At 61.6% G+C, this 24,489-nt stretch carries 27 protein-coding genes and 1 pseudogene; 14 read left to right on the forward strand and 14 right to left on the reverse strand.

The window, feature by feature from the left end:
• Positions 1-56: 56 nt before the first annotated feature.
• Together J2Y41_RS04645 and J2Y41_RS04650 are read left to right on the forward strand one after the other, a co-directional pair.
• Positions 57-404 (forward strand): amidohydrolase family protein, encoded by a 348-nt coding sequence (locus J2Y41_RS04645; RefSeq protein WP_309926726.1) that lies wholly within the window; start codon positions 57-59, stop codon positions 402-404.
• Between the two features lie 105 nt (positions 405-509).
• Positions 510-1,291, forward strand: a pseudogene (locus J2Y41_RS04650) (isocitrate lyase/phosphoenolpyruvate mutase family protein).
• A 702-nt stretch (positions 1,292-1,993) separates the two neighbouring features.
• On the opposite strand, the gene J2Y41_RS23085 reads toward J2Y41_RS04650, so the two are convergent.
• Positions 1,994-2,362: a hypothetical protein gene (locus tag J2Y41_RS23085; RefSeq protein WP_396133448.1), complete on the reverse strand. Its 369-nt coding sequence runs from the start codon at positions 2,360-2,362 to the stop codon at positions 1,994-1,996.
• 231 nt (positions 2,363-2,593) lie between these two features.
• On the opposite strand from J2Y41_RS23085, the gene J2Y41_RS04665 reads away from it, so the two are divergent.
• Positions 2,594-2,866: a hypothetical protein gene (locus J2Y41_RS04665; RefSeq protein WP_309926575.1), complete on the forward strand. Its 273-nt coding sequence runs from the start codon at positions 2,594-2,596 to the stop codon at positions 2,864-2,866.
• A 422-nt stretch (positions 2,867-3,288) separates the two neighbouring features.
• Here the strand turns inward: J2Y41_RS04665 and J2Y41_RS04670 are convergent, their stop codons facing one another.
• Positions 3,289-3,480 carry a hypothetical protein gene (locus J2Y41_RS04670; protein ID WP_309926577.1) on the reverse strand — a complete coding sequence of 64 codons (192 nt, stop codon included), beginning with the start codon at positions 3,478-3,480 and terminating at the stop codon, positions 3,289-3,291.
• Between the two features lie 152 nt (positions 3,481-3,632).
• On the opposite strand from J2Y41_RS04670, the gene J2Y41_RS04675 reads away from it, so the two are divergent.
• Complete coding sequence (locus J2Y41_RS04675; RefSeq protein WP_309926578.1) at positions 3,633-4,070, forward strand: DUF1003 domain-containing protein; 438 nt, start codon at positions 3,633-3,635, stop codon at positions 4,068-4,070.
• A gap of 27 nt (positions 4,071-4,097) precedes the next feature.
• The gene (locus J2Y41_RS04680) at positions 4,098-4,265 is read left to right on the forward strand and encodes a hypothetical protein (RefSeq protein ID WP_309926580.1); all 168 of its coding nucleotides are present in this window, start codon (positions 4,098-4,100) and stop codon (positions 4,263-4,265) included.
• A gap of 36 nt (positions 4,266-4,301) precedes the next feature.
• Here J2Y41_RS04680 and J2Y41_RS04685 read toward each other — a convergent pair whose 3' ends face one another.
• Positions 4,302-4,529, reverse strand: a complete 228-nt coding sequence (locus J2Y41_RS04685; RefSeq protein ID WP_309926582.1) for a hypothetical protein — start codon at positions 4,527-4,529, stop codon at positions 4,302-4,304.
• Positions 4,530-4,626: 97 nt separating this feature from the next.
• Positions 4,627-4,815 carry a hypothetical protein gene (locus J2Y41_RS04690; protein WP_309926584.1) on the reverse strand — a complete coding sequence of 63 codons (189 nt, stop codon included), beginning with the start codon at positions 4,813-4,815 and terminating at the stop codon, positions 4,627-4,629.
• A 251-nt stretch (positions 4,816-5,066) separates the two neighbouring features.
• Here J2Y41_RS04690 and J2Y41_RS04695 point away from each other — a divergent pair, with 251 nt between their 5' ends.
• On the forward strand, positions 5,067-6,530 hold the full coding sequence (locus J2Y41_RS04695; protein ID WP_309926586.1) for an MGDG synthase family glycosyltransferase: 1,464 nt from the start codon (positions 5,067-5,069) through the stop codon (positions 6,528-6,530).
• A gap of 21 nt (positions 6,531-6,551) precedes the next feature.
• On the opposite strand, the gene J2Y41_RS04700 is transcribed toward J2Y41_RS04695, so the two are convergent.
• Complete coding sequence (locus J2Y41_RS04700) at positions 6,552-8,807, reverse strand: glycoside hydrolase family 3 C-terminal domain-containing protein (protein ID WP_309926588.1); 2,256 nt, start codon at positions 8,805-8,807, stop codon at positions 6,552-6,554.
• A 406-nt stretch (positions 8,808-9,213) separates the two neighbouring features.
• Between J2Y41_RS04700 and J2Y41_RS04705 the strand changes: the two genes are divergently transcribed.
• Complete coding sequence (locus J2Y41_RS04705; RefSeq protein WP_309926590.1) at positions 9,214-10,110, forward strand: diacylglycerol kinase family protein; 897 nt, start codon at positions 9,214-9,216, stop codon at positions 10,108-10,110.
• A 664-nt stretch (positions 10,111-10,774) separates the two neighbouring features.
• Here J2Y41_RS04705 and J2Y41_RS04710 read toward each other — a convergent pair.
• Positions 10,775-11,464, reverse strand: coding sequence for a GAF and ANTAR domain-containing protein (locus J2Y41_RS04710; RefSeq protein WP_309926593.1), 690 nt, complete (start codon positions 11,462-11,464; stop codon positions 10,775-10,777).
• A gap of 298 nt (positions 11,465-11,762) precedes the next feature.
• Between J2Y41_RS04710 and J2Y41_RS04715 the strand changes: the two genes are divergently transcribed.
• The 4 genes from J2Y41_RS04715 (at position 11,763) to J2Y41_RS04730 (ending at position 14,969) form a co-directional block, all read left to right on the forward strand.
• A complete protein-coding gene (locus J2Y41_RS04715; protein WP_309926595.1) occupies positions 11,763-12,119 on the forward strand; it encodes a MarR family transcriptional regulator in 357 nt (118 codons plus the stop codon).
• Between the two features lie 176 nt (positions 12,120-12,295).
• Positions 12,296-12,496, forward strand: coding sequence for a hypothetical protein (locus J2Y41_RS04720; protein ID WP_309926597.1), 201 nt, complete (start codon positions 12,296-12,298; stop codon positions 12,494-12,496).
• 946 nt (positions 12,497-13,442) lie between these two features.
• Complete coding sequence (locus tag J2Y41_RS04725; RefSeq protein WP_309926599.1) at positions 13,443-14,531, forward strand: acyl-CoA desaturase; 1,089 nt, start codon at positions 13,443-13,445, stop codon at positions 14,529-14,531.
• Positions 14,532-14,603: 72 nt separating this feature from the next.
• Positions 14,604-14,969 (forward strand): hypothetical protein, encoded by a 366-nt coding sequence (locus tag J2Y41_RS04730; RefSeq protein ID WP_309926601.1) that lies wholly within the window; start codon positions 14,604-14,606, stop codon positions 14,967-14,969.
• 196 nt (positions 14,970-15,165) lie between these two features.
• Here J2Y41_RS04730 and J2Y41_RS04735 read toward each other — a convergent pair whose 3' ends face one another.
• The 3 genes from J2Y41_RS04735 to J2Y41_RS04745 all read right to left on the reverse strand — a co-directional run bounded on the left by J2Y41_RS04735 (position 15,166) and on the right by J2Y41_RS04745 (position 17,016).
• Entirely contained in the window at positions 15,166-15,372 is a 207-nt protein-coding gene (locus tag J2Y41_RS04735; RefSeq protein ID WP_309926729.1) for a recombinase family protein, read from the reverse strand.
• Between the two features lie 1,072 nt (positions 15,373-16,444).
• Entirely contained in the window at positions 16,445-16,813 is a 369-nt protein-coding gene (locus tag J2Y41_RS04740; RefSeq protein ID WP_309926603.1) for a type II toxin-antitoxin system death-on-curing family toxin, read from the reverse strand.
• Entirely contained in the window at positions 16,810-17,016 is a 207-nt protein-coding gene (locus tag J2Y41_RS04745) for a ribbon-helix-helix protein, CopG family (protein WP_241650980.1), read from the reverse strand. Before J2Y41_RS04745 ends, J2Y41_RS04740 begins: the two co-directional genes overlap by 4 nt.
• A gap of 424 nt (positions 17,017-17,440) precedes the next feature.
• On the opposite strand from J2Y41_RS04745, the gene J2Y41_RS04750 reads away from it, so the two are divergent.
• The 3 genes from J2Y41_RS04750 to J2Y41_RS04760 all read left to right on the forward strand — a co-directional run bounded on the left by J2Y41_RS04750 (position 17,441) and on the right by J2Y41_RS04760 (position 21,190).
• Positions 17,441-18,088 carry a DUF4192 family protein gene (locus tag J2Y41_RS04750; protein ID WP_309926605.1) on the forward strand — a complete coding sequence of 216 codons (648 nt, stop codon included), beginning with the start codon at positions 17,441-17,443 and terminating at the stop codon, positions 18,086-18,088.
• Positions 17,992-18,471: a DUF4192 family protein gene (locus J2Y41_RS04755; RefSeq protein ID WP_309926731.1), complete on the forward strand. Its 480-nt coding sequence runs from the start codon at positions 17,992-17,994 to the stop codon at positions 18,469-18,471. Before J2Y41_RS04750 ends, J2Y41_RS04755 begins: the two co-directional genes overlap by 97 nt.
• Positions 18,472-19,042: 571 nt before the next feature.
• A complete protein-coding gene (locus J2Y41_RS04760; protein ID WP_309926607.1) occupies positions 19,043-21,190 on the forward strand; it encodes a glycogen debranching N-terminal domain-containing protein in 2,148 nt (715 codons plus the stop codon).
• Between the two features lie 11 nt (positions 21,191-21,201).
• On the opposite strand, the gene J2Y41_RS04765 is transcribed toward J2Y41_RS04760, so the two are convergent.
• From J2Y41_RS04765 to J2Y41_RS04780, 5 genes are all read right to left on the reverse strand, one after another.
• Complete coding sequence (locus J2Y41_RS04765; protein ID WP_309926609.1) at positions 21,202-22,665, reverse strand: APC family permease; 1,464 nt, start codon at positions 22,663-22,665, stop codon at positions 21,202-21,204.
• A gap of 86 nt (positions 22,666-22,751) precedes the next feature.
• The gene (locus J2Y41_RS04770) at positions 22,752-23,417 is read right to left on the reverse strand and encodes a TetR/AcrR family transcriptional regulator (protein ID WP_309926612.1); all 666 of its coding nucleotides are present in this window, start codon (positions 23,415-23,417) and stop codon (positions 22,752-22,754) included.
• A 37-nt stretch (positions 23,418-23,454) separates the two neighbouring features.
• Positions 23,455-23,892 (reverse strand): carboxyltransferase domain-containing protein, encoded by a 438-nt coding sequence (locus J2Y41_RS23090; RefSeq protein ID WP_396133451.1) that lies wholly within the window; start codon positions 23,890-23,892, stop codon positions 23,455-23,457.
• A 107-nt stretch (positions 23,893-23,999) separates the two neighbouring features.
• Positions 24,000-24,197 (reverse strand): hypothetical protein, encoded by a 198-nt coding sequence (locus J2Y41_RS04775; RefSeq protein WP_224166382.1) that lies wholly within the window; start codon positions 24,195-24,197, stop codon positions 24,000-24,002.
• Between the two features lie 97 nt (positions 24,198-24,294).
• Positions 24,295-24,489, reverse strand: coding sequence for a hypothetical protein (locus J2Y41_RS04780; RefSeq protein ID WP_309926615.1), 195 nt, complete (start codon positions 24,487-24,489; stop codon positions 24,295-24,297).

Consider the following 24,489-nt stretch of genomic DNA (forward strand, 5'->3'; position numbering starts at 1 on the left):
GTGCCCACACTGGGACGACAGCACCCGTAGCAAGCTCATCCTTGCCCTGAGTCGGGATTGGTTTCGGCACCGATCTCATGGGTGAACTCGAGGATGAACAGCTGGCCGGGCTCCGCCTGCAGTGCGAAGTGCTCGGGGTCTACGAGGCACTCCGCTCCGCGACTTCGACCAACGCAGCGCTCCTCCGACGGGACGATCTGGGACGCATCGCGAAGGAGGCCTGCGCTGACTTTGTGATGCTGGACGGCAACCCGTTCGAGGACCCCGCTGTGCTCTGGGACGAGCGCCGGAGCGGTATCGTCATTAAGGCCGGGCGCGTTGCCTCCTCATCAGGCCTTCCGGACGTCCCACGTGCCGTTGGAGGCTCCTGTCCTCCAACACACCCGACCGCAAGTCACGGCTGATCCGGTTGAAGTCATCGACGGTGGCTCTAAAGCCCACATGGAAGGGCGCCTTGCGTCTAGGCTGACTTTGGCGAGTGATCCCAACCATGACGACGGAGGACGACCATGACCGAATCAAATATCCATGCCCGGGCTGAGAAATTGAAGGCGCTGCATGAGGCGCCGGAAATCCTGAGTGTGGTCAACGTGTGGGACGCCATCAGCGCCTCGACCGTCTCAGCTCTTCCTGAGACGAAAGCCATTGCCACCGCCGGGCACTCGATTGCGGCCGCGTATGGCTACGCCGATGGAACCATGCCCCTGGATGTCGCGCTGGATGGCGTGAAGAGGATCGTCAACGCGGTTGAACTTCCGGTCACCGCCGACCTCGACGACGGCTACGAAGACCCAGCCGAAACCATCCGCCGGGCGATTGGCATCGGCGCCGTGGGCGCCAATGTCGAAGACCGCTTGCGTCCTTTCGATGAAGCCGTCGCCCCCGGGTGAAGGCGATCGTCGACGCCGCCAACGGCGAGGGCATCGCGTTCCAGCTGAACGCACGCACCGACGCCATTGCGAAGGGCGGCGACCGCCCGATCAAGGACAGAATTGAGGACGCCATCGCCCGTGGTCGCGCCTTCCTGGATGTAGGAGCAGCGCTGGTATTCGTCCCTGGCGCCCTGACACGCGACGTTATCGAGCCGCTCGTCGCAGGCCTCGGACACGGCAAATTGTCTGTGATCGGCGCCCCCGGAGCGCTTCCCGCAGCCGAGCTCCAGGAACTCGGCGTTGCGCGTGTTTCCTACGGTCCCTTTACACAGCGGGTCGCCTTGCGCGCCCTCCAAAATCTCGCCGCCGATCTGTACGGTTCCGGAGTCATCCCCAAAGACACCCCAGCCCTGAACTAAACCAAAGAAACCGCTCCGGCATCACCGGCGGGACTGGTCATGAGCCGGAACGCATGTCGAAGGCTACCGCCGACTCGCGCAAGAGACGGGCATCCGTGTCCACTGGAAGGGAAGTGAGCCTTCACCTGTCGGACCTTCGCAGGGCGATGTGTCGAGCCCCAACTCCGGGACGTCCAGGATGTTCTGGTCTTGGACGACGCCCGTTAGTGCCAAGAAGGTAGGAATCCTCATCGTTTCGCCTCCTTTCACTCTTCCATGATTCGACCAAACTGTAGCCACATGACTTTCCCCGGATGAACTGCAGGCGTCAGGCCCATGACCAGATGCACCTGGCAGAAGTCATCACGCCGACAGACTAACCTCCGAGGACGGAACCAAAGCGTCACTTGCCGTAGGCATAGGGGACGTCGTGAGCGGAAGTGACGTTGCTGAGTTCGCCGACGGGTTCGCCGTCGAGCCTCACTTCAATAAACGGGCGTTCCGTGCCGTTCTTCAGGATGCGAATCTCCTGTGCAGACTGACCAACAAAAGACCGACACCAGTCGGCGGCACCTGCTTGAACAGAAGATCAAAATGGTTCCATTTGACCCTGTTACTCCATCGAACACTGATTGCGTTCGCGTCGTGGGGATTGTCAGGTTAGGCAACGAGCTCCACCGGCGCGCAGCGCAGCCTCGATCGCTTTACAGTATGCGTGCTCGCCTACGACTGGAGCCGAAGTCCCGTGATGACAACCAGCATCGCTTCGCCTCCCCCTATTTCGCCAACCTTCCGGTCCAGGTCCGCCACCGTTGAATCAGTGACGAGGGTGAGCATCTGCGGAAGGTATCCGACGTTACCGTTGGTCGTGATATGCCCACTTGTCAGCGCGAGACGCCCGGCAATGAGGCGCAGCAACGTTGATTTCCGGCACCGTTGGATCCCACCAGGCCTGTGCGCAAAAGCACCCAACGAAGGCAACTTGCCTACGGCAGTGGCGACAGCCCTAACCTGACGCATGGGCGCGGTAGCCAGGGCCAGGTCGTAAGAATCGCGGCCGCAACCGGCAGCGGAAAAATGTGCTGGAGTCACCGCTGCTACCAATCGTTGTCCCACTTCCTTGGAAATGGAACACCATTTGTCGACCGTAAGGGGCCCCGCGGGGGCGTCATCCTCAAAAAGGGCCTGACGACGCCAGGTCAGGATGCCCAGGGGGCGTAGGCTGAAGGTACCGGCTCCTGTCCATGTGAGTATCGCTCCGGCGCATTTGGCGCGCTCTATGATTTCACCCCACCAATGATTTCACCCCACCAATGAAGGGCAGTGCTGGTTGTTGTGCACATCAAAGAATTCTGGGACCATCTCTCGACGGAAACAAAGCAATGGCTGATGGACAACCCGGGCAGCGTCATCGTTCCCCGCACCCTGACGGCCATCATTAACGGACAAACCGGCCAGGACAGCGCAGTGGACATCCATGGTGGCACGGTGCTCACTGCCGAGGATCAGCAGTTCATCCAGGACCAGGCGCACCGACAGACAACGAAAGCCGACGGCGGCCCGAAGTTCTTCGACGCGGTCGGCCCTCAGGACTAGGCCGGCCCACCCCGGACAGGCGGTGTCAGGGAGACTCCAACCTTCCGCCGGGGTCCCGCCCTCCGGGGCTTCGCCCTCTTCGTCCTCTTCTGTGTAGGGGCGCGGGGCCGGGCGGGAAGTTCGTCGATGAGTTCGTTGGCTGCTTGGGCAAGGACGTCCCGCTCCACGGAGGCAACGACGTCAGTGGCTGAAGGTAGGTGTTGACCTCGTACTCGCCCGCTGTTCCTCCGATGCCGAAGTAGCGCAACCACAGCTCGGCTGCGTCGATCCCGGCACTGCCGATGGCGATCCTGAGACCGTTGAGCTGGGCCTGCTCACGCCTGCCCCACCTGGCAAGGTGTCTTCTCTCGGGCGTCGACATGAGGATCAGATCCGGTGGAATGCGTGCTTTCTTCGGCGGGTCCGGCGCGCCGGAACCGGGGCTAGTCTTTGGCGGGCCGGCGTCCCAGGAGTCGTTGCTGGAGCTGAGATTCGGCGGTTTCGCGGCGCTTTCCTACCAGGAGCATCCGCTCGGTTACCGGATTGTGCAGGTGCAGCGGCGACCGCTCACTTCGGCCATCGCGGCTCCCGGCCTGCGGCTCTGACCCGGAGGCCGGTGTAGTGGTCTGGCTCATAAACCCATCTTCCCTCCTGCCCGGCGTCCCGCACGAGCAATAACCCCACATCGGGCACCTCCGGGGCCACAGTCCAGCGCCGACTGCGGCCACAGTACGGTCCTCCCCCAGGCCGCTGCCCTGGTGGCGGCAAGAGGGGGCTAACCTTGGTCATGACTGCTGCACAGAAGACCTGGCACGAACAGCACAAAGCGTCACTGACCTCCGGCCAACGAGCCGCCGATATTCTGCGTAACGGCATGGGCAGCTGGCCCTTCGTCGGAGGCTTTATTGGCTTCATGATCATCTGGTCGGTGATCAATACCTGGGCCCTGGCCGCAAAAGCCTGGGATCCTTACCCCTACATACTCCTGAACCTGTTGCTCTCCATGCTGGCCGGGCTGCAAGGCGCCATTCTGCTGATCGCCGCGAAAAGGCAGGATGCCATCGCCGCGGCCATGGCACAGCATGACTTCGACACCAACACCCGGGCCAAGGAAGAGATCGAGCTACTGATCACCATCAACCGTGAGCAACTGGACCTCCTGAAGGAACTCAAGAACCTCGCTTCCGCCGAAGGCTCCCCGAATCACCAGCGCTCAGCCAGCTAACGCCTGTGCGCCTTTGTCCTAGTCGAAGTGGACTTCCGCCGCGGATGCACGCACCTCTTCAAGGCGGTGTTCCTCGACCAGACCCAAGGCGTTCAATTCCTCTGCCCGGTTGATGCGCTCAAGGGATGCCCGGTCGGAAATCTCGCCCAGGATGGTGCCTACCAGATGGGACAGGCCTGCCTTGAGTTCTTCTAGATTGGTGTTGGTGATCAGGAGCCGGCGGTCCGAGACTCACAGTTCGACGTCGCTGTAGCCTGCGTCGGCGAGGCGTCGGGCCACGTCGACGCTGTGAAGAAGGTCCAGTTCCCTCGATTCGTCCCTGCGGGAGAAGACCGCAGGGACGGTGTAGAGCACGGACCCTCTCGCGGTGCCGACGTCATGCGGCAAGGCCGGGGCGAGCACTCCGCTGAGGGTGAGGGTGCCGGCATCTTTTGCGGGCTGGTCCTGGGTGGTGGTCATGGCTTGGTGCCAACGTTTCTTTGGGATGCACCGACGGATCCGCGAAAACCTGGCAACGGCGACGACTGAAATTTATGCGGCCCCGGGGCCGGGCCGCTTAGAGGAGGTCATGGCCTTCGGGCCGTTCTGCGGGTGCAGTACGGTCGTGGCCGCCCTCGTTGTCCCAGCTCTCCGCGGCGTCCTCATCAACCTCACTTGGGGACGCATCAGTGGCTTTCGCGGGCGCATTTACGGAGCCCGGCTCGTTGCCCGGGGATCCGGATGTCTTGTCACGATGTCCCGACATACTTTGACTCTACGCGCTTTTCCCGCATTCTGGCGGTTTCCCGCCCGGTTCTTAAGCCCACGACCGTCGGCAGAACCGGGATGCGATAGAACCGCCTCGAGCCCGGGCCCACATGCGTCTGGCCCTGAACGGTTGGGAGAGACTAGCGAGGATTCGTACGCGAAGCGCATCCCCAGCTTTCGAATCAGGGCGTAAGCGGCGTCCCGCTGCGCCCTCGCCTTCAGGGTAATGCGGCCTGCTAGCCTCTCCTCATGCGCACAACGTCGGCACGAACCAAAGCCACCGCCAACGGACAGCGCGTGTTGATCCTGTCTGCAGGCGTGGGATCCGGGCATAATAGCGCCGCGACCGCGTTACAACAAGCATGTGCCGCACGCGCTGACGTTGCCGAGGTGCAGGTGCTTGATGTGCTGCAGGTGAGCAGTGTGCTGTACCGCGCGCTGCTGAGTAAGGGCTATTTCGTCCTCGTGGAGGACTTGCCCTGGTTGGTCGAGTGGGGTTACGACATCAGCAACCCGCCGTTCCGGCGTCGCGGCCCAATTGACCCCTGGACGCGCTTGAATGCCAGCCCGGTTGTCAGTGCCATCAAGCGGTTCCGGCCCACCGCGATTGTGTGCACGCATTTCCTCCCGGCCCAGCTGTTGGCCTCTCTGCTTCTTCGCGGCGTGATCGATGCCAAGACAGCTGTCGTAACCACCGACTACGACTTCCAAGGCTTGTCCCTTTCCGGAGCGTTCCACAAGATCTTTGTGGCCAGGGAAGAGGGAAAGGTGGAGTTGATGGCGCTCGGCCTTCCTCCCGACCGCGTCGCTGCCACGGGAATCCCGATCACTAAACAGCTCAGTCCAGCGCCCGTACGCGATACCAACAAGCCCCCGATGCTGCTCATCTCAGCGGGCGCGACTGGTGGCGACTACGCTGTCTCGGTGGTGCGGCAAACGATGCATATGCGCTCGGCGTTCACGGCCACCGTCGTGTGCGGAAACAATATTGCGTTGCGGCAACGCATCGAAAAGCTGGTGGCGACCGCCGGCGACCGCTACACCGTGCTCGGCTTCACGACGGAAATGCCGCAGCTGTTGCAGCGGGCGGACTTGTTCGTGGGCAAGCCGGGTGGGCTCTCGGCGTCGGAGTGCATGGCTGCGGGGCTGCCGATGGTACTTGTGAACCCGATCCCGGGTCAGGAGGTACGCAACGGCGATTATCTCATGGAGCAGGGCGCGGCCGTCCGGTGCAACGCAGCGGCAACGATCGGCTGGAAGATCGATCAGGTGCTGCGTGAGCCCGGCCGTTTGCAGATGATGCAGGCGGCAGCGCGGAGAACAGGTCGCCCTGACGCGGCGGCGGACGTACTACGCGACCTGCTGGGCGGGCCGTCCCGTCCGCTGGTCGTGACGCGGGCGGCGCAAAGGACCATTCTTGCCGCCAGCGAGCAGCGCTTCGTCGCGACCGATCTCACGGGACCATCGTCATTGGTCCGCTTGGTTGACCGGGCTTCGGGCGGCACGGTTGCACTGCTGCAAGAGGAGGAGTTGGCGGATCTGCAGAAGCGGTACGCCACTCCGGACGGAGACTTGGTGCTGCGGCTCGGACAAGCGTCCCTGTTTCTCCATTGGAAGGAACGTCGGTTACTCCGCGCTATGCTTCGGGGCGACGACCATTTGGCGGTCCGTGTCGAAGGGCCGTTGGCCCCGTTCCGCGGTCTTTCGGGATAATTCGAGGAATCCCCGACTACATCAGGCCGGCTTGCCGTCTGAAGTACCTTCCTGGTGAATCAGACCCTCCGTGCGTCGCAAGCGGACGGCGTTCTCCCAGCTGTCCGGGCTGTGTTGGCTAGCTTGCAGGGCCCACACCCCCGAGCGGGCAGACCAGCGCCGTGTGGTCGAATTGCGCTGCAGGGTGGGGCCCGCATCCAAAACGACACGCACAGTGGTCTCCATCCCGGGCTGCAGTGTCACTTTCCGGAAGCCCAAGAGCTGAGCCACCGGTTTGCGGAGGGACACATCCGCAGCGTAGATCTGAACGACAGTGGAGCCCTTGCGGTCGCCATTGTTTGTTACGAACACGTTCGCGTTGCCGCGTGTATTGTCCACCGCGTGGTCGAGAAGCCGGTGTTCAATCGTCGTATATCCCAGACCGAACCCGAACGGGAACGCGGGCCTATGCCCCTCGCCGTCGAGCCGGCGCTGACCCCATTGGTCGTCATAGACAACAGACTTAGCCCCGGAGTCGAAGACCGGCAAATGTGCTGCGTCCGTTGGCAGCACGAAGGGCAGACGTCCACCGGGCTCATCGCGGCCGGTCAGCACGCTCGCCAGCGCATGACCGCCCTCCATACCGCCGTACCAGGCGAGGAGGAGGGCCGGCACTCGGTCCCGCCATGTCTCAGTGATGATCGCGCTGCCGCTGATCAGCACGACCACGGTTCGGGGGTTCGCGGCGACGACCGCGTGTATGAGGCGCTCATCAGAGGGGCGCAGGTTGAGCGAGGTGCGGTCGCCACCCCGAACGAAGCGCGAGGCCAGATGCGCGAGGCCAATGAGCACACGACGGAGGGGACCTGAGCCAAAGGCTCGGCCGAGCACTCCCACGTCTACACCACCGGTGACGACGGACTCGCCCTCGTCGTGCTGGTCCAGGCCGACGACGACGATTGCCGTCTCGGCCGCGGCCGCCACCGCCGCCGCCCGGCGTTCGTCTTGGCCGGTGGTGGTCGTTATCAGAACACCGGGAAGCGCCTCACGCAGTCCCTGGAGCGGCGAGACAGTGGAAGGAGGCCGAACACGAGACGAGCCATGATCGCCGAGGTTCGCTCGTCCCGCAAGCCGTCCGATCACCGCCAGATGCTGGGTGGTAGGAACCAACGGCAGAAGCGGTGCCGCGCCCACGGTTTCGTTCTTCAGGAGCACCATTGACTCCGCAGCGACTTGGTAAGCAAGCGCCCGGTGCGCCGGGGACGCGATAACGGCGCGGGTAGGGGCCGCCAACTCCCGTGCCGCGGCATGCTGCACGCAAGTGCGCAAAATGCGGCGCACGGACTGAAGCACCGTCGCGCGGGCCAGGTCACCGTTTCGCAGCGCGGCCGGCAGCTCGCGGGCGCGCAGCAGCCTCAGCGGCATCTCCACGTCCATGCCAGCCTCCAAGCTGACGACCGCGTCGTGGGTGCCGAACACCCAGTCGCTCGTCACGAACCCGGAAAAGCCCCACTCATGCCTCAACACATCCGTGAGCAGCGCGCGATTGACATCCATATACTGCCCCCGCACGCGGTTGTACGAGCTCATCACGGAGTCAGCGCCGGCTTCAACGACAGCTTTGAAGTGCGGCAAGTACACCTCATGCAGAGCGTGTTCGTCCACCGCCACGTCGACCTCGAAGCGCTCGTTCTCCATCGAGTTGAGAGCGAAGTGCTTCACGCACGCCATGACGTGCCTACGTACGCCTCGCGTCAGGGCCGAGCCCATCCGACCGGTGAGCACCGGATCCTCCCCATAGCATTCCTGCGCCCGGCCCCACCCAGGGTGGCGAAGCAGATTTACGCATACTGAGGCCGAGTAGTTCGCCCCGTGAGCCCTGGTTTCCAGGCCGATAGCAGTCCCGACACGCTCCTCCAGCTCTGGATCCCAGGTCGCCGCCCGCGCGATCGCCACGGGGAAAGCCGTGGAGGCGCCGATCACAACACCGCGGCCACCATCACTGAACCTGATGCCTGGTATGCCAAGCCTCGGGACAGCCCCCGCTACGAAAGGGCGTCTCCCGAGCAGCGCCGGGATGAACGGAAGCAGAAGCCTTGGGGAGTCGCCGTCAAGCAGACCGAGGATCTCCCCATCCGTCATCTGCTCGATCAGCTGGTTCGCCGCTTCATCCGCGTTGATCCCGCCCCTCCGGACTGCCCGGACTGCCTCATCGAACGCGTTGCCTGGCGCCGTCACCGCCGCCGAAGAAGCCAGCTCTTGCGTCAACGCTGCCCGTCGTCCCGCAGTCATCTTCATGTACTCAAGTCTGCACCCTGAGCGTGCGCACCAACGAAGCGGGCATCAGCCCGGGCACGTGAGGAGCCTTCAGAGTCGGCTTGGAAAGCCACCGTTGCCCGATGCTGCCCACAGATCGTCCCTACGGTAACAGTGCGGTCAAAAGCCCGTTCGTGACGCAAGAATGAGATTCTTTTAGGAACCCTCCTCACGGCGCCGACCAAGTGAGCGAGGTCCGTATCGTCGCCGATTGAGCGAGTTCGGTCTTCCTCACCAAGGACGACTGGGGAGAATGAAGGAGACCGCTTCCTCCACGACGCCGGTTCATAAAGCCCACGCCGGTCAGGCAGAACGGAGATGCGATGGAACCCTCTTCCAGCAGACCGGCCGGAGCCTTTCTCCGCCAGAACATTTGCGGTGAGAAGCAGTGACTGGGTGCGCCCCTCCACCCCGGTTTGACCGGGTAGTTTTGATATTCAACCCCTCCAGCAGCCGTGATTCGGGCGTGCTGGCCGGCCAGCTACGCGAGGCGTTGGCTCGCAGGCTGCCCGGGATGCCGGTCAGCCTGCAGCCGACCGGTTTCGCCGGGCACGCCAGGACCTTGGCGCGTGAGGCGGCCTCTGCCGGGAACCCTTTGATTGTCTCGATCAGCGGCGACGGTGGATACAACGAGGTGATCAACGGCGTGATGGATGCCGGAGGCAATGCCGTGTGCGCGGTCATGGCCGGGGGCAACGCCAACGATCACCGACGCAGCACCCGGCGCATGCCGTTGATCGATGCCATCGTCGCGGGCGAAATCCGCCGGATCGATCTCCTCCAGCTCCAGGTCGGCGAAGGGACCACTGCCTGGACGCGGTACGCCCACTCATACATCGGATTCGGGCTAACCTCAGCCATGGCCATCGGCCTGGCAGCAGGCACCAAGGGTGTCCTGTCCGAGCTCGTGTCCGTCGCCCGCACCATGTCAAGCCTCACACCGTTGGAGATCACCCGCGCGGACGGCGCCCACGCCACGTTCGACAGCCTGGTGCTGGCCAACATCCCCTACATGGCCAAATACGGGAAGGTCAGCGAAACAGGCGAACCCAACGACGGAATGTTCGAGGTCATCACCCTTCCCCACGCCAGTAGATGGCGCATCGTCTTGATGACTCTACGGGCGGTCACCATAGGGCTTGGCGTCCAACAAACCATCAACCGCTACGAATTCATCACCCTCGATCCGATTCCACTGCAAATTGACGGTGAAGTCATGAACATCAACGCCCACACGACCGTCCTGGTCCAAGCCCAACACCAGGCCCTGGCCACCCTCGGCTAGGCCGCCGGCCGAACCCTCACAAAGCCCTAGGCAGACCCCGTTCTCGGATCCACTGCGGGTCACCGTCGAGCAGAGGGCACAAACCAGGCCATGGCCCCGGCCTTGGAACGGAAGAACCGTGAGGGACACGCAAGTGTCCGCCGCCCCATGGCGAAGCTGGCAATGACACGCCTGACAGGGTCCGATCCGAGCCGAGCAATGCCGGAGGCCGCGCATTTGGTACGGAACACGGATTTGGCCCGGCGGGGTCACTGCTTATGTGTCCGAGATGTCGATGAGCGCGGGGCACTCGGCGCTGCCCGCAATCTCATTGAGCGTGGCAATCGCGGCGTTGACGCCTTCGGCCTCCAGAACAGTCCCTGGCTTCCAAAAGAGGTGGAGAATACCCCTGAGAGCTGCACCGTGCCCTTACCGCCTTCAACAGTGTTTGGTTTCATCAAAGTGTTCCCCCAGCATCCTGTGGAGCCAAGGGTAGCTGCTTCCTGTGACTGGCGAAGCAGATCTAACGTCCCTTCGCCCGTCCCGTCGAAAGGGCCTATCGTGCGGTAAGGGACAGAATGCTCTGGCGATTCCCAGCATGGAAAGGCCTGTGCCAGGGATTTGCGGTCTGTGATTTGCGGTCTTTGATTAGCCGCCGGAACAGGCATCTCACGAGACCGACCGGTTAGTCTTCAAAGTGCGCGGTCGTTGCTGCCTGTCCGCTGAGGTTGGTGACGATGGTAGCGGCGACGGTGTGGAGTTTTTCGTTCCGGTGGCTCGAGGCGCTGGTCAACATGGCGAAAGCTTCTTCCTGGGTGCAATGGTTCTGGGACATGATCGCTCCGCACGCCAGGTCGATGACGGTTCTGGTGCCCATGGCAGTTTTCAGATCGGTGTTGAGTTGTTCGAGGTTCTCGATCCTGATGGCCAAGCGCAGGGTGCTGCCGGCGATGTCCGCGAACGCTGCCGCTTCATCGACCACCTCGGGGGTGAACAGCCCGGGCTCTGAAGCGAAGAAATTCAGCACGGCTTCGGAGGTCTCCCCCAGGTCCATCGGGACACCCAAGGCACTCTGGCATCCCGCTTCTGCCAGCACGAGGCTGTATTCGGGCCAGGACGCGTCTGTAGTGACGTCGTCCAGAAGCATGGGCGTGCCCACGTTCAGCGCATCCACGCATGGGCCCTTTCCCAATTTTTGTTCGATCCGGTCCAGCAAGACGGCTTTGTCGCTGCTGCCTGCGACGGTAGCCGTGCGTTTACGGCGCCGCAGCGTCAAAGCGCAATCGATCGGAACCCCGGCTGCCTTGGTCAGTGCCCTGGCAGCGAAAGCCGTCACGCCCTGAAGCACGGTTTTGATGTCGGCGGTGCCGGTCACAAGCTCGTGCAGGCTCAGGATGTGTTCGGCGTCGCTGGGGAGTCCATAAGCCCCATCGTAGGCTCCCCCAGCCGCCCACGCGGCCCATCTCCTGGACAGGAACCCTGCTTTGGCAAGAGCAGAAGCACACCATGAGGGTAAACCGAACCGAACAACCCCGGCCTGACCAAGTGCATCAACCCCGGAGGCATGCCTCTGTGCTTGCGCCCGGAAGGCTGAGGTCCCCGTTATCCGCCAACTATGGCCAAGCAAGAGACTCCCCGACCATCATCAAGTTTTCTGCCCATAGACTGCGAAGATGCCTGACGTGGATGTGTGGACCCTCAGCCGCCTTCTGTCCACTGCCGGGCGGCTGGTCGAACAGGCGTGGAATGCCAAGCTCCGAGGGATCGGACTAAGCTACGCGGCAGTAATCGCTCTTGATGCCCTGGAAGCCGCAGGACCCATCAGCCCGGCAGATCTTGCCAAAATCATCCGGGTCCAGGCCCAAACCATGGGAACGGCCCTGTATCGGCTCGAAGCCAACAGCTACCTCCGCCGCGAAGACCATCCATCCGACCGCCGAAGTCACATCGTAACGATCACCAGCAACGGTCTGACGATTCTAAACCGGCGCGCGAGCTGGAAAATTCTGTGCTCCAGGATTTGGAACTGAACACCGATGCTCTCAGAAAAGAACTCCAAGTGATCGTCCGGCAGGCGGGATTACCCAAGGCCGCGAAGGGCTCGGCAATGCAGTCTTTACCTCTCTGGGATAAAGTTAGGTACCAAGCAGGCTGATTATTTCGGCTGGCCCGCAGAGGCGCCTCGAAAGCACTGGGGATCCCGGACATGCACGATCCACGGCAAAATGCACAGCACATACTCGACCAGAACGCCATCACCCTTGAACGGTTATGGATCACTTACTGGGGCGAAGGCGGCATCGCCAGCATCTTGGAACTGGACGCTTATGTGCACGAGGCCCTGAGACCGCATCCATTCGAACTCGACCTCATCTTCTGGGCCATTGAAGAACTACAGCACCCCTGAACCTTCCTCCAGCAATCCCCTCACCAACGGCAGACCGGCGCCGGTCCTCGAGCGTGGACTATCGTTACCGGCTTTTTGAACTCACGGCAAGACCACCCCCGACCCGCGGCCTCACTCCTGGGCATTCCGCTTCCTTGGTACCGGGAGACCCCAGCATCCTTACAACCCGCCGCTGGTTCGTGAATTCTACGCAGACTATGATTCAAGGTCATCGTGCCCCATGGACGATCCCGCTTCGGCAATGAAACGCCCGATTAATGTGCAGATACGGGACCTCGTCGGGTTCTTGTTGCGGCCCTTTTATTGAGAGTCGCCGTTGTTACGTTCACTGGGCTTGGTACATCATCGACAAACCAGGCCCCACGGGCTCTGTGATGCCCCATCAACCGGGAAAACCCTCCGCCCTTACTCTCGGATCAGCTGATCGTGCTTGATCTGCATAACGACTCGCGCCTATCCGAGGCACGACGTCCACTCGGTCATCGCTGTCCGCTCCTCAGGCGGCAGAGGACAGCGGGCCGCTACACTCCTCAACGCCTCACCTGGTTGGTACTTGATGCTTCCGAGGAGCGCCTCGAGCGTTCCTCCGCTTCTGCGGCAACATCCCTGAGCCCTGTGCCAGCATGCGATCATCGACTCCCACCGCCGTTGAATCGGCCCTTTTGGATGAAGGGCGGAAGCAGGAAAAGGCCGTGTCCGGGGCTGGGTCCTCGGACACGATCGAGATAAGTCGGGGGATGCTGGGAGCGGAAAGGCCCGGGCATCACACCGCACCCCGGAAGCGAGATGTCCTGGAGCCCTGGCCGTCCCGGCAGCCGTGGCTCTGTCGCTGTGGGAGGGCCGAGTCGTGCCGTTCCGTCCCTGCCCGTGCGGGCGTATTGTTTGGACAAGGGTAAGAAGTGCCAGTTACAGAGCGTCGCACTGACCCCGAACGGTTCGAGGCATCATGGAAAAAACACCTTTCCAGGGCGAAAATCAGCGGCGGCGCCAATCCCCAAACCCGGTGGTCAACAGCTACGTCACGCTCTTGAGGCAGGTCCAGGAAGCGGGCCTTCTGCACCGCAGACGCGGCTACTACGTCACCGTCTTCGCCATTCTAACGACTGCGTGGACGGGCACCTGGACCGGGTTCATCCTGCTTCAGGACACCTGGTTCCAGTTGTTGATTGCGGCCGCGATGGGCGTGGTACTGGCACAGTTCGGATTCCTCGCCCACGAGGCAGCACACCGTCAGATCTTCGCGTCCAAAGCCATGAATGAATGGTCCGCCCGTCTGATCGGTACCGGGCTGGTGGGGATCAGTTACGCGATGTGGGCGCAAAAACACACCCGTCATCACAACCACCCCAACATAATCGACAAGGATCCGGATATCCATACCGGGGCGATCGCCTTCCACCCCCAGGCCGCAGCTTCACGTCGCGGCTTCATGATCCGCCTGACGCGCCATCAGGGATGGCTGCTGTTTCCGCTGCTGTTCTTCCTGGGCGCAAGCCTGCACGTTGATTCGATGAAGTATTTGGTTCGCCGAGGCAGCGTTGATCACCGGTGGGTCGAGGTCCCGCTTTTGGCTGTGCGCCTGCTCATCGTTCCCGCGCTGGTGTTTTGGCTACTGCCCTTCGGTATGGCATTCGCCTTCCTTGGTGTGCAAGTTGGGGTATTCGGGTTCTATATGGGCGCTTCGTTCGCGCCGAACCACAAGGGCATGCCCATCCTGCCGGCTTCCAGCAGGGCGGATTTCCTCCACCGCCAGGTACTCACGGGACGCAACATAGCCGGCGGCTGGTTCATGGACGCCCTCATGGGCGGGCTGAACCGCCAAATCGAACACCACCTGTTCCCGGACATGCCCCGGCCGTACCTGCACCGCGCCGCAGTACTGGTACGTGCGGTATGCAAGGAGCAGGGGATCCCCTACACAGAGACCAGCCTTATCGTCTCCTACACGGTCGTGGTCCGATACCTGAGCGCAGTCGGTCTCTTTGCCGGTGGACCTTTCGAATGCCCCATAGTGGAAAGCTCCAGGCGCCGCTGACCCATAGGGCCAGTTTCAACCCGGCTCGGACGACAGAAAGACTGACATTTAGGGAGAGGAAAGTGACCGGTGATGACATCCGAACCACTGAAACCCGGAGCGAACCCGGAGCCGCCGACACCGCGGGATGGCTCGACCCCGGTCACCGGCATTCCCGTTACCCCTGAGGCCAGGCCGAAACCGACCCGCTCGGGGGTGCTCTGGGTGGCGGTCGTCACAGCCCTGGTCCTGCTGGTGCTGCTGATCATCTTCATCCTGCAGAACCAGGAACCCGCCAGGGTGATGTTCCTCGGCCTTGAGGGAACCCTCTCCCTCGGGATGGCTTTATTCATCGCCAGCGTCGCCGGCGGAATATTCGTCGCCGTTGCCGGTGCAGCAAGAATCATCCAGCTGCGTTCGAACGCCCGGAAGGTACGGCTGCTCCACAATCGTCGCTAGCTGTACAACTATGCGTTGCTTTCGAGGAACGAGAAAAGCTCCGGGCCTAAGTATTCTTTGTCGGGGGTTCGGATACCGGAAAACCGTAGACTGCAACCCGGCTTCGCCGGACACATGAAACCACGGTGACAATTTCAGAGCGTATGCAACCGTCCGAAGCTTGAGGGCAGGCCGATACCAACCGCAGCGCTGACTCCTAACTCACTTCGCCTGGGGGCGCCGCGGACCCGCACATGACCTTCATAACCGCGGCCCGTATCGGACCGCCGTTGCCACGTTCAGTTACCAGTTCCCGTTCACAGTCCGCCAGGGTGGTCAGCATATTCAGCTTTAACCAGCCCGTGCTGGTTGCGGGGTCAATCCCATCGGACAGGGAGCACAGCGCCACTCCCCTGCCCTGCACCCGGGCAGAAAACAACGAATCCAGCAGCAGCTGCGCATCCTGGGCAGCTGTACTGACTCTCGTACACCCCAACCATCCTCAGTCGGGACATGTGTCCCACTAAATCCGTCACCGAGCACGAGCGCGACACTCCACGGCAACGTGACTTATCCAGACATGTGGTGTGAGGGAAAAGCGTGAATCCTGCGCGTTTCCGCTTCCGCCGTTACGTCTCCAGGGGAATCGGTGGATGTCTCATAAACCTTTAGCATGTCGAGACAGCGCTGGTTCACTCCTCGACACCGCCGCCCATGCTGATGCATCGGAGAAGGCAAAACTCCCCCGAAAAGAAAGTCCGCCCGAAACACGATCGTGTTGTGTTGTTTGAGGTCTCTCGGCCACAAGAGCGATGTGGCGTGAATGCAAACGGACCTCTGTCCCTTCAAAGAATCCATCGATGAGACCGTGTCAAAGGCCTTCGCCGCGCTGACCAGTCAGAGGTCATGCAGCCAGCGGACACCCAATGAAAGTTCATGCCCTTAAAACCAAGAACAGTGGGTCAGGAGCACGCCGCTACAGAACATCGCCCTCGCTGCCCCAGCCCTTGTGGGGACCAAGCCACACCCGCACCTCGGACGGAACTTTCCGAAAAAGCTCCACGCCTTAGGTGCCGACATCATGTTGTGAGCGTGGCCCGAAAGCATGAATAGGTGTTGGCCACCCACGACCACCCTGAGAGCATTAGGAACGAGGAACCACACACCCCTATCTCAAAGCCGGCGCAGCGTCCGTCAGCCCAGGACGCTGACCCCGCCCCCACACACCCGAATAGGCCCTCGCGGCGGCCAGGCCAGGCCGCGAATCAGAGTCAGAGGGACTGACCACAAGATATGTCAACACGTTAAAAGCAAATACCCCCTCCGACGAGGGGGTATGCCGTGCCCAAGGTGGGACTCGAACGCGGTTCCCGGCCTTGTCATTGCTGGGAAGTGGCGTAAACATGCGGAAACCGGGGCAGTCCGGCTGCTGTACGGACCGGTCCGAGGTGGAAAGTGTGGACATTGTCCACACAGCCCTCTTAGGGAAGGCCGAGCTAACGCGGCACCAAATGATTCGAGATCACGGCGGCCGAGTCCCGTAGTTCAACATCCCCAGCGGCGACCCCGACGACCAGTCCGAAGCCCTCGTCAGTTGAGAAGTCATGACGGTAGCCGTTGATCCACAACAACAGCACCATGAGCGTCCAAGCAGTCCGCTTGTTCCCATCAAGGAGTGGATGGAACCGCGCGACCGACTCAAGTAAGGCAGCCGCCTTCACCGCTAGTTCCGGATAAGCTTCAGCGCCCATAACCGTTGTCGCGGGCCTGGCCAATGCCGACGCCAACAAGCCGACGTCGCGGATATGGAAGCCGTAGCGATCAATAACTTGAAGCGCATCCTCAATGTCAAGGTAAGCCGTCACGCGTCCTCAAGGCGCGTCAGCAGCTCCGCGTCATGACTCATCACAAAATCAAGGCCCTCACTGATTTCACGCCGGCGCGTGTGCCGCTGCAGAACCAACTCGGCCCCCTGCAATAGGAGTGCGGACTTGGACGTGTGTTCCTCGGCAGCCAACTTCTCCAGCCGTCGATCAAGGTCCTCAGGGACTCGGAGATTCATAGCCATGGAACCCATGGTACCAAAACGGTACCCTAGCGGGCCGGAATTAAAACATTCTCCACCGAGGGAAGTAAAACCGATAACGGCGCATATGTTCGGATCCGGTCCGCCCGATTCCGGCCTGTGCACGTGAACCACTGCGTAGGGCAAAGCATTGACTTATAACCTTCGGACCCCGTCGCGCGCTCGGAATCCATCCAACAAGGCTCTGGAACGCGAGCTGTTCGAGCGGCAGCACGCAACGGCCAACCTAGGCGGTTTCCATCGTGACCGCGTTTGGCCCATCTCAGATCTCTTCACGCGAAACCGCTAGTTAAAGATCATGGCGCATGACCGTCAAGCACCCATGAATGACTGAAGGTCACCCGTCAGAACGGGCTTTCATCGAGAGTCGCGAACGCACGAAACAAACCTACGAGGAGACAGGAACATGAACGCGCTCACCATCAAGAACCCAGCAGACCTGCTCAGCTTCATCGGCCACACCCTAGGCTTCTGGCCCCAGGAGAGCCTCGTCTGCATCACTTTGAACCACAATAACGTTGGTGCCACCCTCCGCATCGACCTCCCTCGCCAACCAGGCCAAGAACGCCTCTTCGCACGCACAGTCGCCAGCTACCTCACCAACGACACGAACGCAAGCAGCATCGTATTCGCGCTCTACACCTCATCCAGATCGGAGCCTGGGCAACCGAGGCCGCACGCCGCGACCATCGCCGCCCTCACCGGAGTCCTCGTTGAAAACGAGATCACCATCCGCGATGGGATCTTTGTGGGAGAGGATACCTACTCCCGCTACGACACCGAACCCGGTCAGCAGATCACCCTGCCCCTCAGCGGCACCGAATACAGTCAGGTCAACGCCGAGTTCATCTACCGCGGCAGCACCATCGCACCCTCCAACCAGATCACCCTCCCGCCCCGAACGCACCAAATCGAGAAGCGGTGGCTGTTGAGGAGCGGCTGGCGGCCATCGCAGCCATCCACCCAAAAGAAGCTACCGAACAAGCTCACCGACTCTGGACAATCATGCTGGATAGCACGGAGTACCCCGCCGATGAGGACACCTTGGACTTGATCGCCTACTTCCAGATCCCCCACATCCGCGACCAACTCATGGCCGACATCCCGGGCATCGACGAACCACCACAACACATCCTCTTCGCACAAACCCATGCCGCCCCGAACTGGTCACGTATCGAATGGGCCAAACAACTCCTCACCCACGCCTACACCCTCACCAGCCCCGAACACGCAGCACCCATCCTCACCACCATCGGCTACATCAACTGGTGGGAAGGCAGAGGCTCCAAGGCCTACCAATACCTCCAACTCGCCCTCGACAACGACCCCGGCTACCGCTTCGCAAGACTCAGCGACCAAATGCTCGGCGCAGGCATCATCGCCGGCTGGAACACCAACAAGGACACCGCCTACAAAACCCACCTCGACATGCCCTAACCTAGATGATTACGAAAGCAGCAAATGCCGAGAAACGGATGTACCGCGGAACGGATCTTCAAAACGCGGCTGCCACCGCCCACGCCGTCGAGTGCCCTGAATCCAAATCTCGAGTTGACGAAAGATCCGTCATCGGCGTTAAAACCACGGGATTGGGAAGTAACTCCGAGAACTTCAGTCCCGTGACGAAGCGGGGCGTTTCCACAAGTCAAACCGCTTTTGCGGCAATGGGGATTCTTGAGTCCTGGGGTCGTTGAATGGATTTCCGGGCTGGTGAAGACGCCGAGTTCGTGGGCCCGGTCGAACATTAGCAAGCCTGATCTAGTCTCTAGCTCCTGGTCGGCCACTTCGCCGTTCCGGCGCATCCTCCCCCATGCACGATTGCGCTCATCCTTTCCCGCGCCGTCCCGGGGTCTGACTCACACAACCCGGACTCTGAGCCGGCTGAAGGCTGGTACCCACGCGACGACAAGCGTAGCGTCAGAAATACTGACGACGAGGCATCAGAAGGCACGGTGACGGTGATCATCCGTGAACGACCACTCCGATGTCGATCCTCAAAGGAGCCGCAATGGCTGGGTGGAATGCTGACACGGCGGCCGGAGCATTGGGCGCGGCCGTCACGCTGGTGGAAGGATCCAACTTCTGCATCTCGTTAACCAACGGGGACATAGTTCCGGGCCTTCCGCATGGCGTTTTCTACCAAGACACACGCATCCTGTCTTGTTGGAAGCTTTCGGTGAACGGACAGCCCGTTGAGGCGCTTGCAGCGGACGTCAAACAGCCTTACCGGGTTCTCTTTGCAGGTCGAGTGCCACGCCAGGACGGGAGGGCAGACAGCCCGCTGGTCGTGGAACGACTACGGGAAGTGGGCACTGGCATCACCGAGCAGATCACCGTCCGGAATTATTCCGGACTGGCCGCGGAATGTGTCATCGCGCTGACGGTTGAGTCGGATTTTGCGGACCTCTTCGAAGTCAAGGAGGCGCGCGTGCAGCGAACCTGGCAGGAAACCCGGCAAGTGGAGGCCCACTCGCTGATCATCCGGGCAACATGGCAGGACATTACCAAGGGCGTCAATATCGACGGCGGCCCCACCGCAGTGGTGACGCCCGAGGCCGTGACGTACCGGACAACCGTTCCTCCGCACGGACACTGGAACGTGCGGCTGACGGTGGCGCCCTGGGGCGTGGAAGACACCCAGCCCCGTGCACACTCCGGCAAGGACGCCCTTTCGCCAAGCGACCGCCGGCGGCAGGAGTGGGTGGCCAAAATCCCCTTGGTGCAGATGGGCAACCGGTCCATCGAACGAACGCTGCGGCGCAGCTACGAAGACCTGGGGGCACTGCGGATCGAGGACCCAAAGCATCCCGAGCGCGTGGTAGTTGCTGCAGGGGCGCCGTGGTTCATGGCACTGTTCGGGCGGGACTCTCTGTGGGCCTCGACAATGGCGCTTCCCGTTGATCCCTCCTTGGCACTGGGTACGTTGCAAACGCTGGCGGACCTGCAAGGCAGTGTCGTGGATCCCATGAGCGAGGAAGAACCCGGAAAGATCCTCCACGAGGTACGCCTTGACGTATCCAGTGGCCTTGCCCTTGGCGGAAAGTCGGCATACTACGGGAGCGTCGATGCTACGCCGCTATTCCTGATGGTACTGGGCGAAGTCAGCCGATGGGGTTTCGCCAAAGAGACAATCGCTGCCCTGCAGCCCCATGCGGACCGCGCCATGGACTGGATCTGGAATTACGGCGACAGGGATGGAGACGGCTTTATCGAATACGCCCGCCTCAACGACAGAGGCCTCATCAACCAAGGATGGAAAGACTCATGGGACGGCATTAACTTCGCCAACGGAACCCTGGCCGAAGCCCCAATAGCGCTGGGCGAGGTGCAGGGCTATGTTTACAGCGCATGTTTAGCCTCGGCTTGGATGGCGCATGAGGCCGGCGACGAGGCCAAAGCGGCACAACTCCGCGCCCGCGCTCTACGCCTGAAGCAGCAGTTCAATGAACGGTTTTGGTTGCCGGACAAGGGCTACTTCGCAATCGCTCTGGACCGCTACAAGCGTCCGGTCGATGCCTGCGCCTCCAACATGGGACACTGTCTGGCCACCGGCATTGTCGACGACGACAAGGCACCCAGCGTAGTAGAGCACCTGATGTCCGATCGAATGTTCAGCGGCTGGGGAGTGCGTACCTTGGCTGACGACATGGACGCCTATAACCCCGTCAGCTACCACAACGGATCTGTCTGGCCGCATGACAACGCCATTATCCAGGTAGGCCTTATGCGGTATGGCTTCGTGGAGGAAGCACAGCGTATCTCGACGGCGTTGCTGGAGGCTGCAGAGTTCTCCGATGGCCGGCTGCCGGAATTGTTCTGTGGCTTCAGTCGGGAGGCGTTCTCAGCTCCCGTGCCCTACCCCACTGCCTGCTCGCCACAGGCGTGGGCTGCCACTGCACCCATAATGCTGGTGTCCACTCTCATGCGCTACGATCCCGATGTATCCCAGGGCGGCATCTGGATGGACCCTGTCCTTCCAGAAAGTTACGGCGATTTGCACATCGCCAACGCGCCGATCGGTGAGGGCAGGATCAATATCAACATTTCCGGCTCATCGGTTTCCGTAGACGGGCTGCCTGAGGGAATGGTCTTCCACCGCGGATACCTGCCATGGGTAGGCGATCTCATGGAAGGCGACCCGGACCGGGGTCTATAGGGGAGTTCGAATCAGTCGATCCTTTGGCGACCCAAGCGCGCGTAGATGTCGGGCCGCTTTGTCCGCAGGAAGAAGGCGTAGACGATGCCGCCGAAGAAAAGCGCGAAGGTGAAAGTCATGAAGATGGCCGTCATAACCGTTGAGCCCCCAATAAGCTCCGGGTAGTTGGCAATAGCCAGATAGGTGATAGCGCCCAGGAACAGCACGCTGATGAAAGGTGCGATGACCGTCTTCCAGATTGATTCCGGAGCGAAGCCGCGGCGGCGGATGAAGTACACCAGGACAGCGAAGCTTGTGATGAACATCAGAAGCAGCACGGCGAAGGTTCCGCTACCGCTGGCGATCGGATAGAGCACTTCCGGAGCCACGCCGATGACTGTAAACAGCACGATTGCTACCGCCCACACAATACCTACGGCCAGTGCCGAGGCGTACGGCGACTTGTGCTTGGGATGCACCCTGCCCAGGATCGAAGGCAGCGCGTGGTCGGCAGCCAGCGCGAAGCTGTACCTGGCGGCGATGTTCTGAATGGATAGCATGCAAGCCAAGACGGACGTGATGAGCAGAATGACGGCCACGTCGGCGAAGATCCGTCCCACGAGGCCGACGAGTGCGTCATTGAAGAGATTCACCGTGTTGTTCTCTGCCTCGGCCTGGATCTTGTCCGCACCGAAGAAGGCGATGAAGGCCCACGCTGCCACTGCATAGAAGATGCCGATGCCTGCCACGGCCAAATACGTGGCGCGAGAGATGGTCTTGTCCGGGTTCTTGACCTCGTCCCGGTAGATAACGGTAGCTTCGAACCCGAAGAAGTTACCAACGGCGAAAAGCAGTGCCAGGCCCAGCGTCGCGTCAGTGATGGACGGTAGGGCGAACCCTGCACTCTGCGCTGCCCCTAGCCCGTTGGCCGAGAACGAAACGACGTCGAACACGACGATAATCGCCACTTCAAGCAACATCACGATGGTCAGCAGCTTGGCCGACAAGTCGATGCGGTTGTACGCCAGCACGGTGGTTACGGCCGTAATGGCGATCGCATACCAGTACCACGGGATGTCCGGCCCGCCGAGGGTATTAACAACAAACCCCTGAAGCGTCACGCCGAAGAATGATGGCGCGAAAAAGCCGATAAAGATGTAGCCAAACAGCGCGAGGAAGGCGCCACCAAGACCTGCCGGCTTGCCCAGGCCCGCCGTGACAAAGGAGTAGAAACCGCCAGGACCTTGGACACTCCGGCTCATCTTGACGAATCCCACGGAGAAGATCAGCAGCATGAGCGTTACCAGCAGATAGATGGCAGGCGCTGTCTGCCCGCTGAACATCAGCAGGACCGGAAGGGTGCCGGCCACCGTGGCCAAGGGTGACGAAAAGGCCAGCACGTTCATGACGAGTTCTCCGACTCCCATGTTGCCGCTGAGCCGGTTTTGACTTGTCTGACGCGCCACCTGTGGTGCGTCAAGGGTGGTGTTATTCATGTAATCCTCATCACCGAATATTGAGTTCTGAATCACAGTATCGACGGGGCACGGAAGGGTGGTGTGCCATGTTGGGACAGCGCCCGCTACGCGCAGGCGCGGGTCCCCGCGCCGACTTCAAGCAAGGAACGGGACAGGGCCACCCCGTGGTCCACCACGCTTTCAAGCTGCGCCTGGCTGCCATCCCATGCAGACCAACGCGCGGAGCCGTCGAGCAGCGTAAAAATAGCCTGGATGGTTTGCCGCGTGACCGCGAGTCCCATTTCTTCGGCCGCGGCGGCGTACATCTCCTGGTGCAGGCTCTGCCAAAAGGCCAGCTCTTCACGGAGGTCATCACCCAGGAACCCCGCCACCCTGTCCGAGGCAACCAGTAGGTTCCAGAGATCCGCCTCGGGCCGGCTCAATTGCTGGTTGACGTGGAAACGGACAAGGGCTGCCCAGTAGTCACCCGCGCACGGGGTTTCCTGCACCGCTTTGAGAAGGTCGCGGGCGAATCCGTGGGTGAACCAGAGGAGCGATTCGGCCACGATCTGCTCCCTGCCCTGCGGAAAAGTCGAATAGAGACTTGGCGCCTTCAGCCCAAGTTCGCGGCCCAGCGTCCGCATGCTCACTGAGTTGTAACCGTTGGTGGCGGCCAGCCGGAGGAAAGCCACGAGGATCCGCTTCCTGGCGGGCGTCTGTGCCGACCAGTCGCGTTTGGACAGGAATTCCCGTACAGCAGCGTTCGCCTGCTCACGCGGAGATGGACTCATTTCATCCTCAAGAAGGGTCGTAACGGAATGAGTCTAACTAACAGTCGTTAGGTTGAGAAGACCTTAGCCACACAGAGTCGCCTCTCCCTATGAGGCAGTCAGCAAAACACTCCCGGACCCGGCCCACCACGAGATCATCCGTGTACGCATCGCAGCTGGTGAGAGTCACGCCAACCGCCGAGAGTGTGAGGGAACCTTGGGGCACGGATTTGATCCGCCGCCCGGCGTAGGCCATTTGGTGCCAGTCCCTCCCCCAGGGAACCTCGATCACGGCAGAGGCCGCAGGCGCTGCGAAGGACCTGACGGTGTGTTTGGTCCGGCAAAGCCTCCTGATCAAAGTTCGCGCCGGCATATCGAGCAGCAGGCAGGCTGTCGCCAGGTCCGGACCTGCAGCACCGCCAAATGCCACGGGCAACTCGTAGCTGGCTGGGGAGTCCTCCCACGTCCCGTACCCGGTTTGGGACGAAGCCGCCATGCCCGCCAATCCAAGACTGGCCAACTCTGCCTCCTGGCGTGAAAGGAAGCGGGCCGTAGCGCTTGGACCAGTGCCAGGAACAAACGCTACGGACCGCGGCTTGGGGGCTAGGCGCCCGGTGTCGGCCACGGCGAGGCATCGCGGATGTCGCGGCCTTCCGCCATGTCCTGGAGGAGTCGGTGAACGAGTTTCCCCGAGCGCTTCAGCTGAAGGTCAGTCCGTTCGCCAAGATCGGTTTCGTTGAAGTGTGCCGATGCCCGCAGCCATTCGACGTGCCGTCCTTGTGCGAGCTTCCTGTTCATCATCGAGATCAACTCTCAAAAAGTAATGGGGCTATTGGGTCCCTTCAAGCATCCGTCCCGGGGGCCTGTGCCAACCGTGTCAGTTTGGGACACGGGCTTATCACTCCAGGTTGATGCCCACAGCGAAGATGAAAATGCCGCTTGCGGCCACCAGGAACGCGGCGGCTCCCAAAGGAACCGCATGCACCCCGCGGAAGCTGGCCGTTGAATGCGCTTCCTGTGAGGCGCCAAGATGCCTCCCCGCCAAGCGCAGTCCAGCCGCCACCAGGATGAGGAAAATACCGAAGTATGCCAC

It is taken from the genome of Arthrobacter sp. 1088 (assembly GCF_031455315.1).
GTDB lineage: Bacteria > Actinomycetota > Actinomycetes > Actinomycetales > Micrococcaceae > Arthrobacter.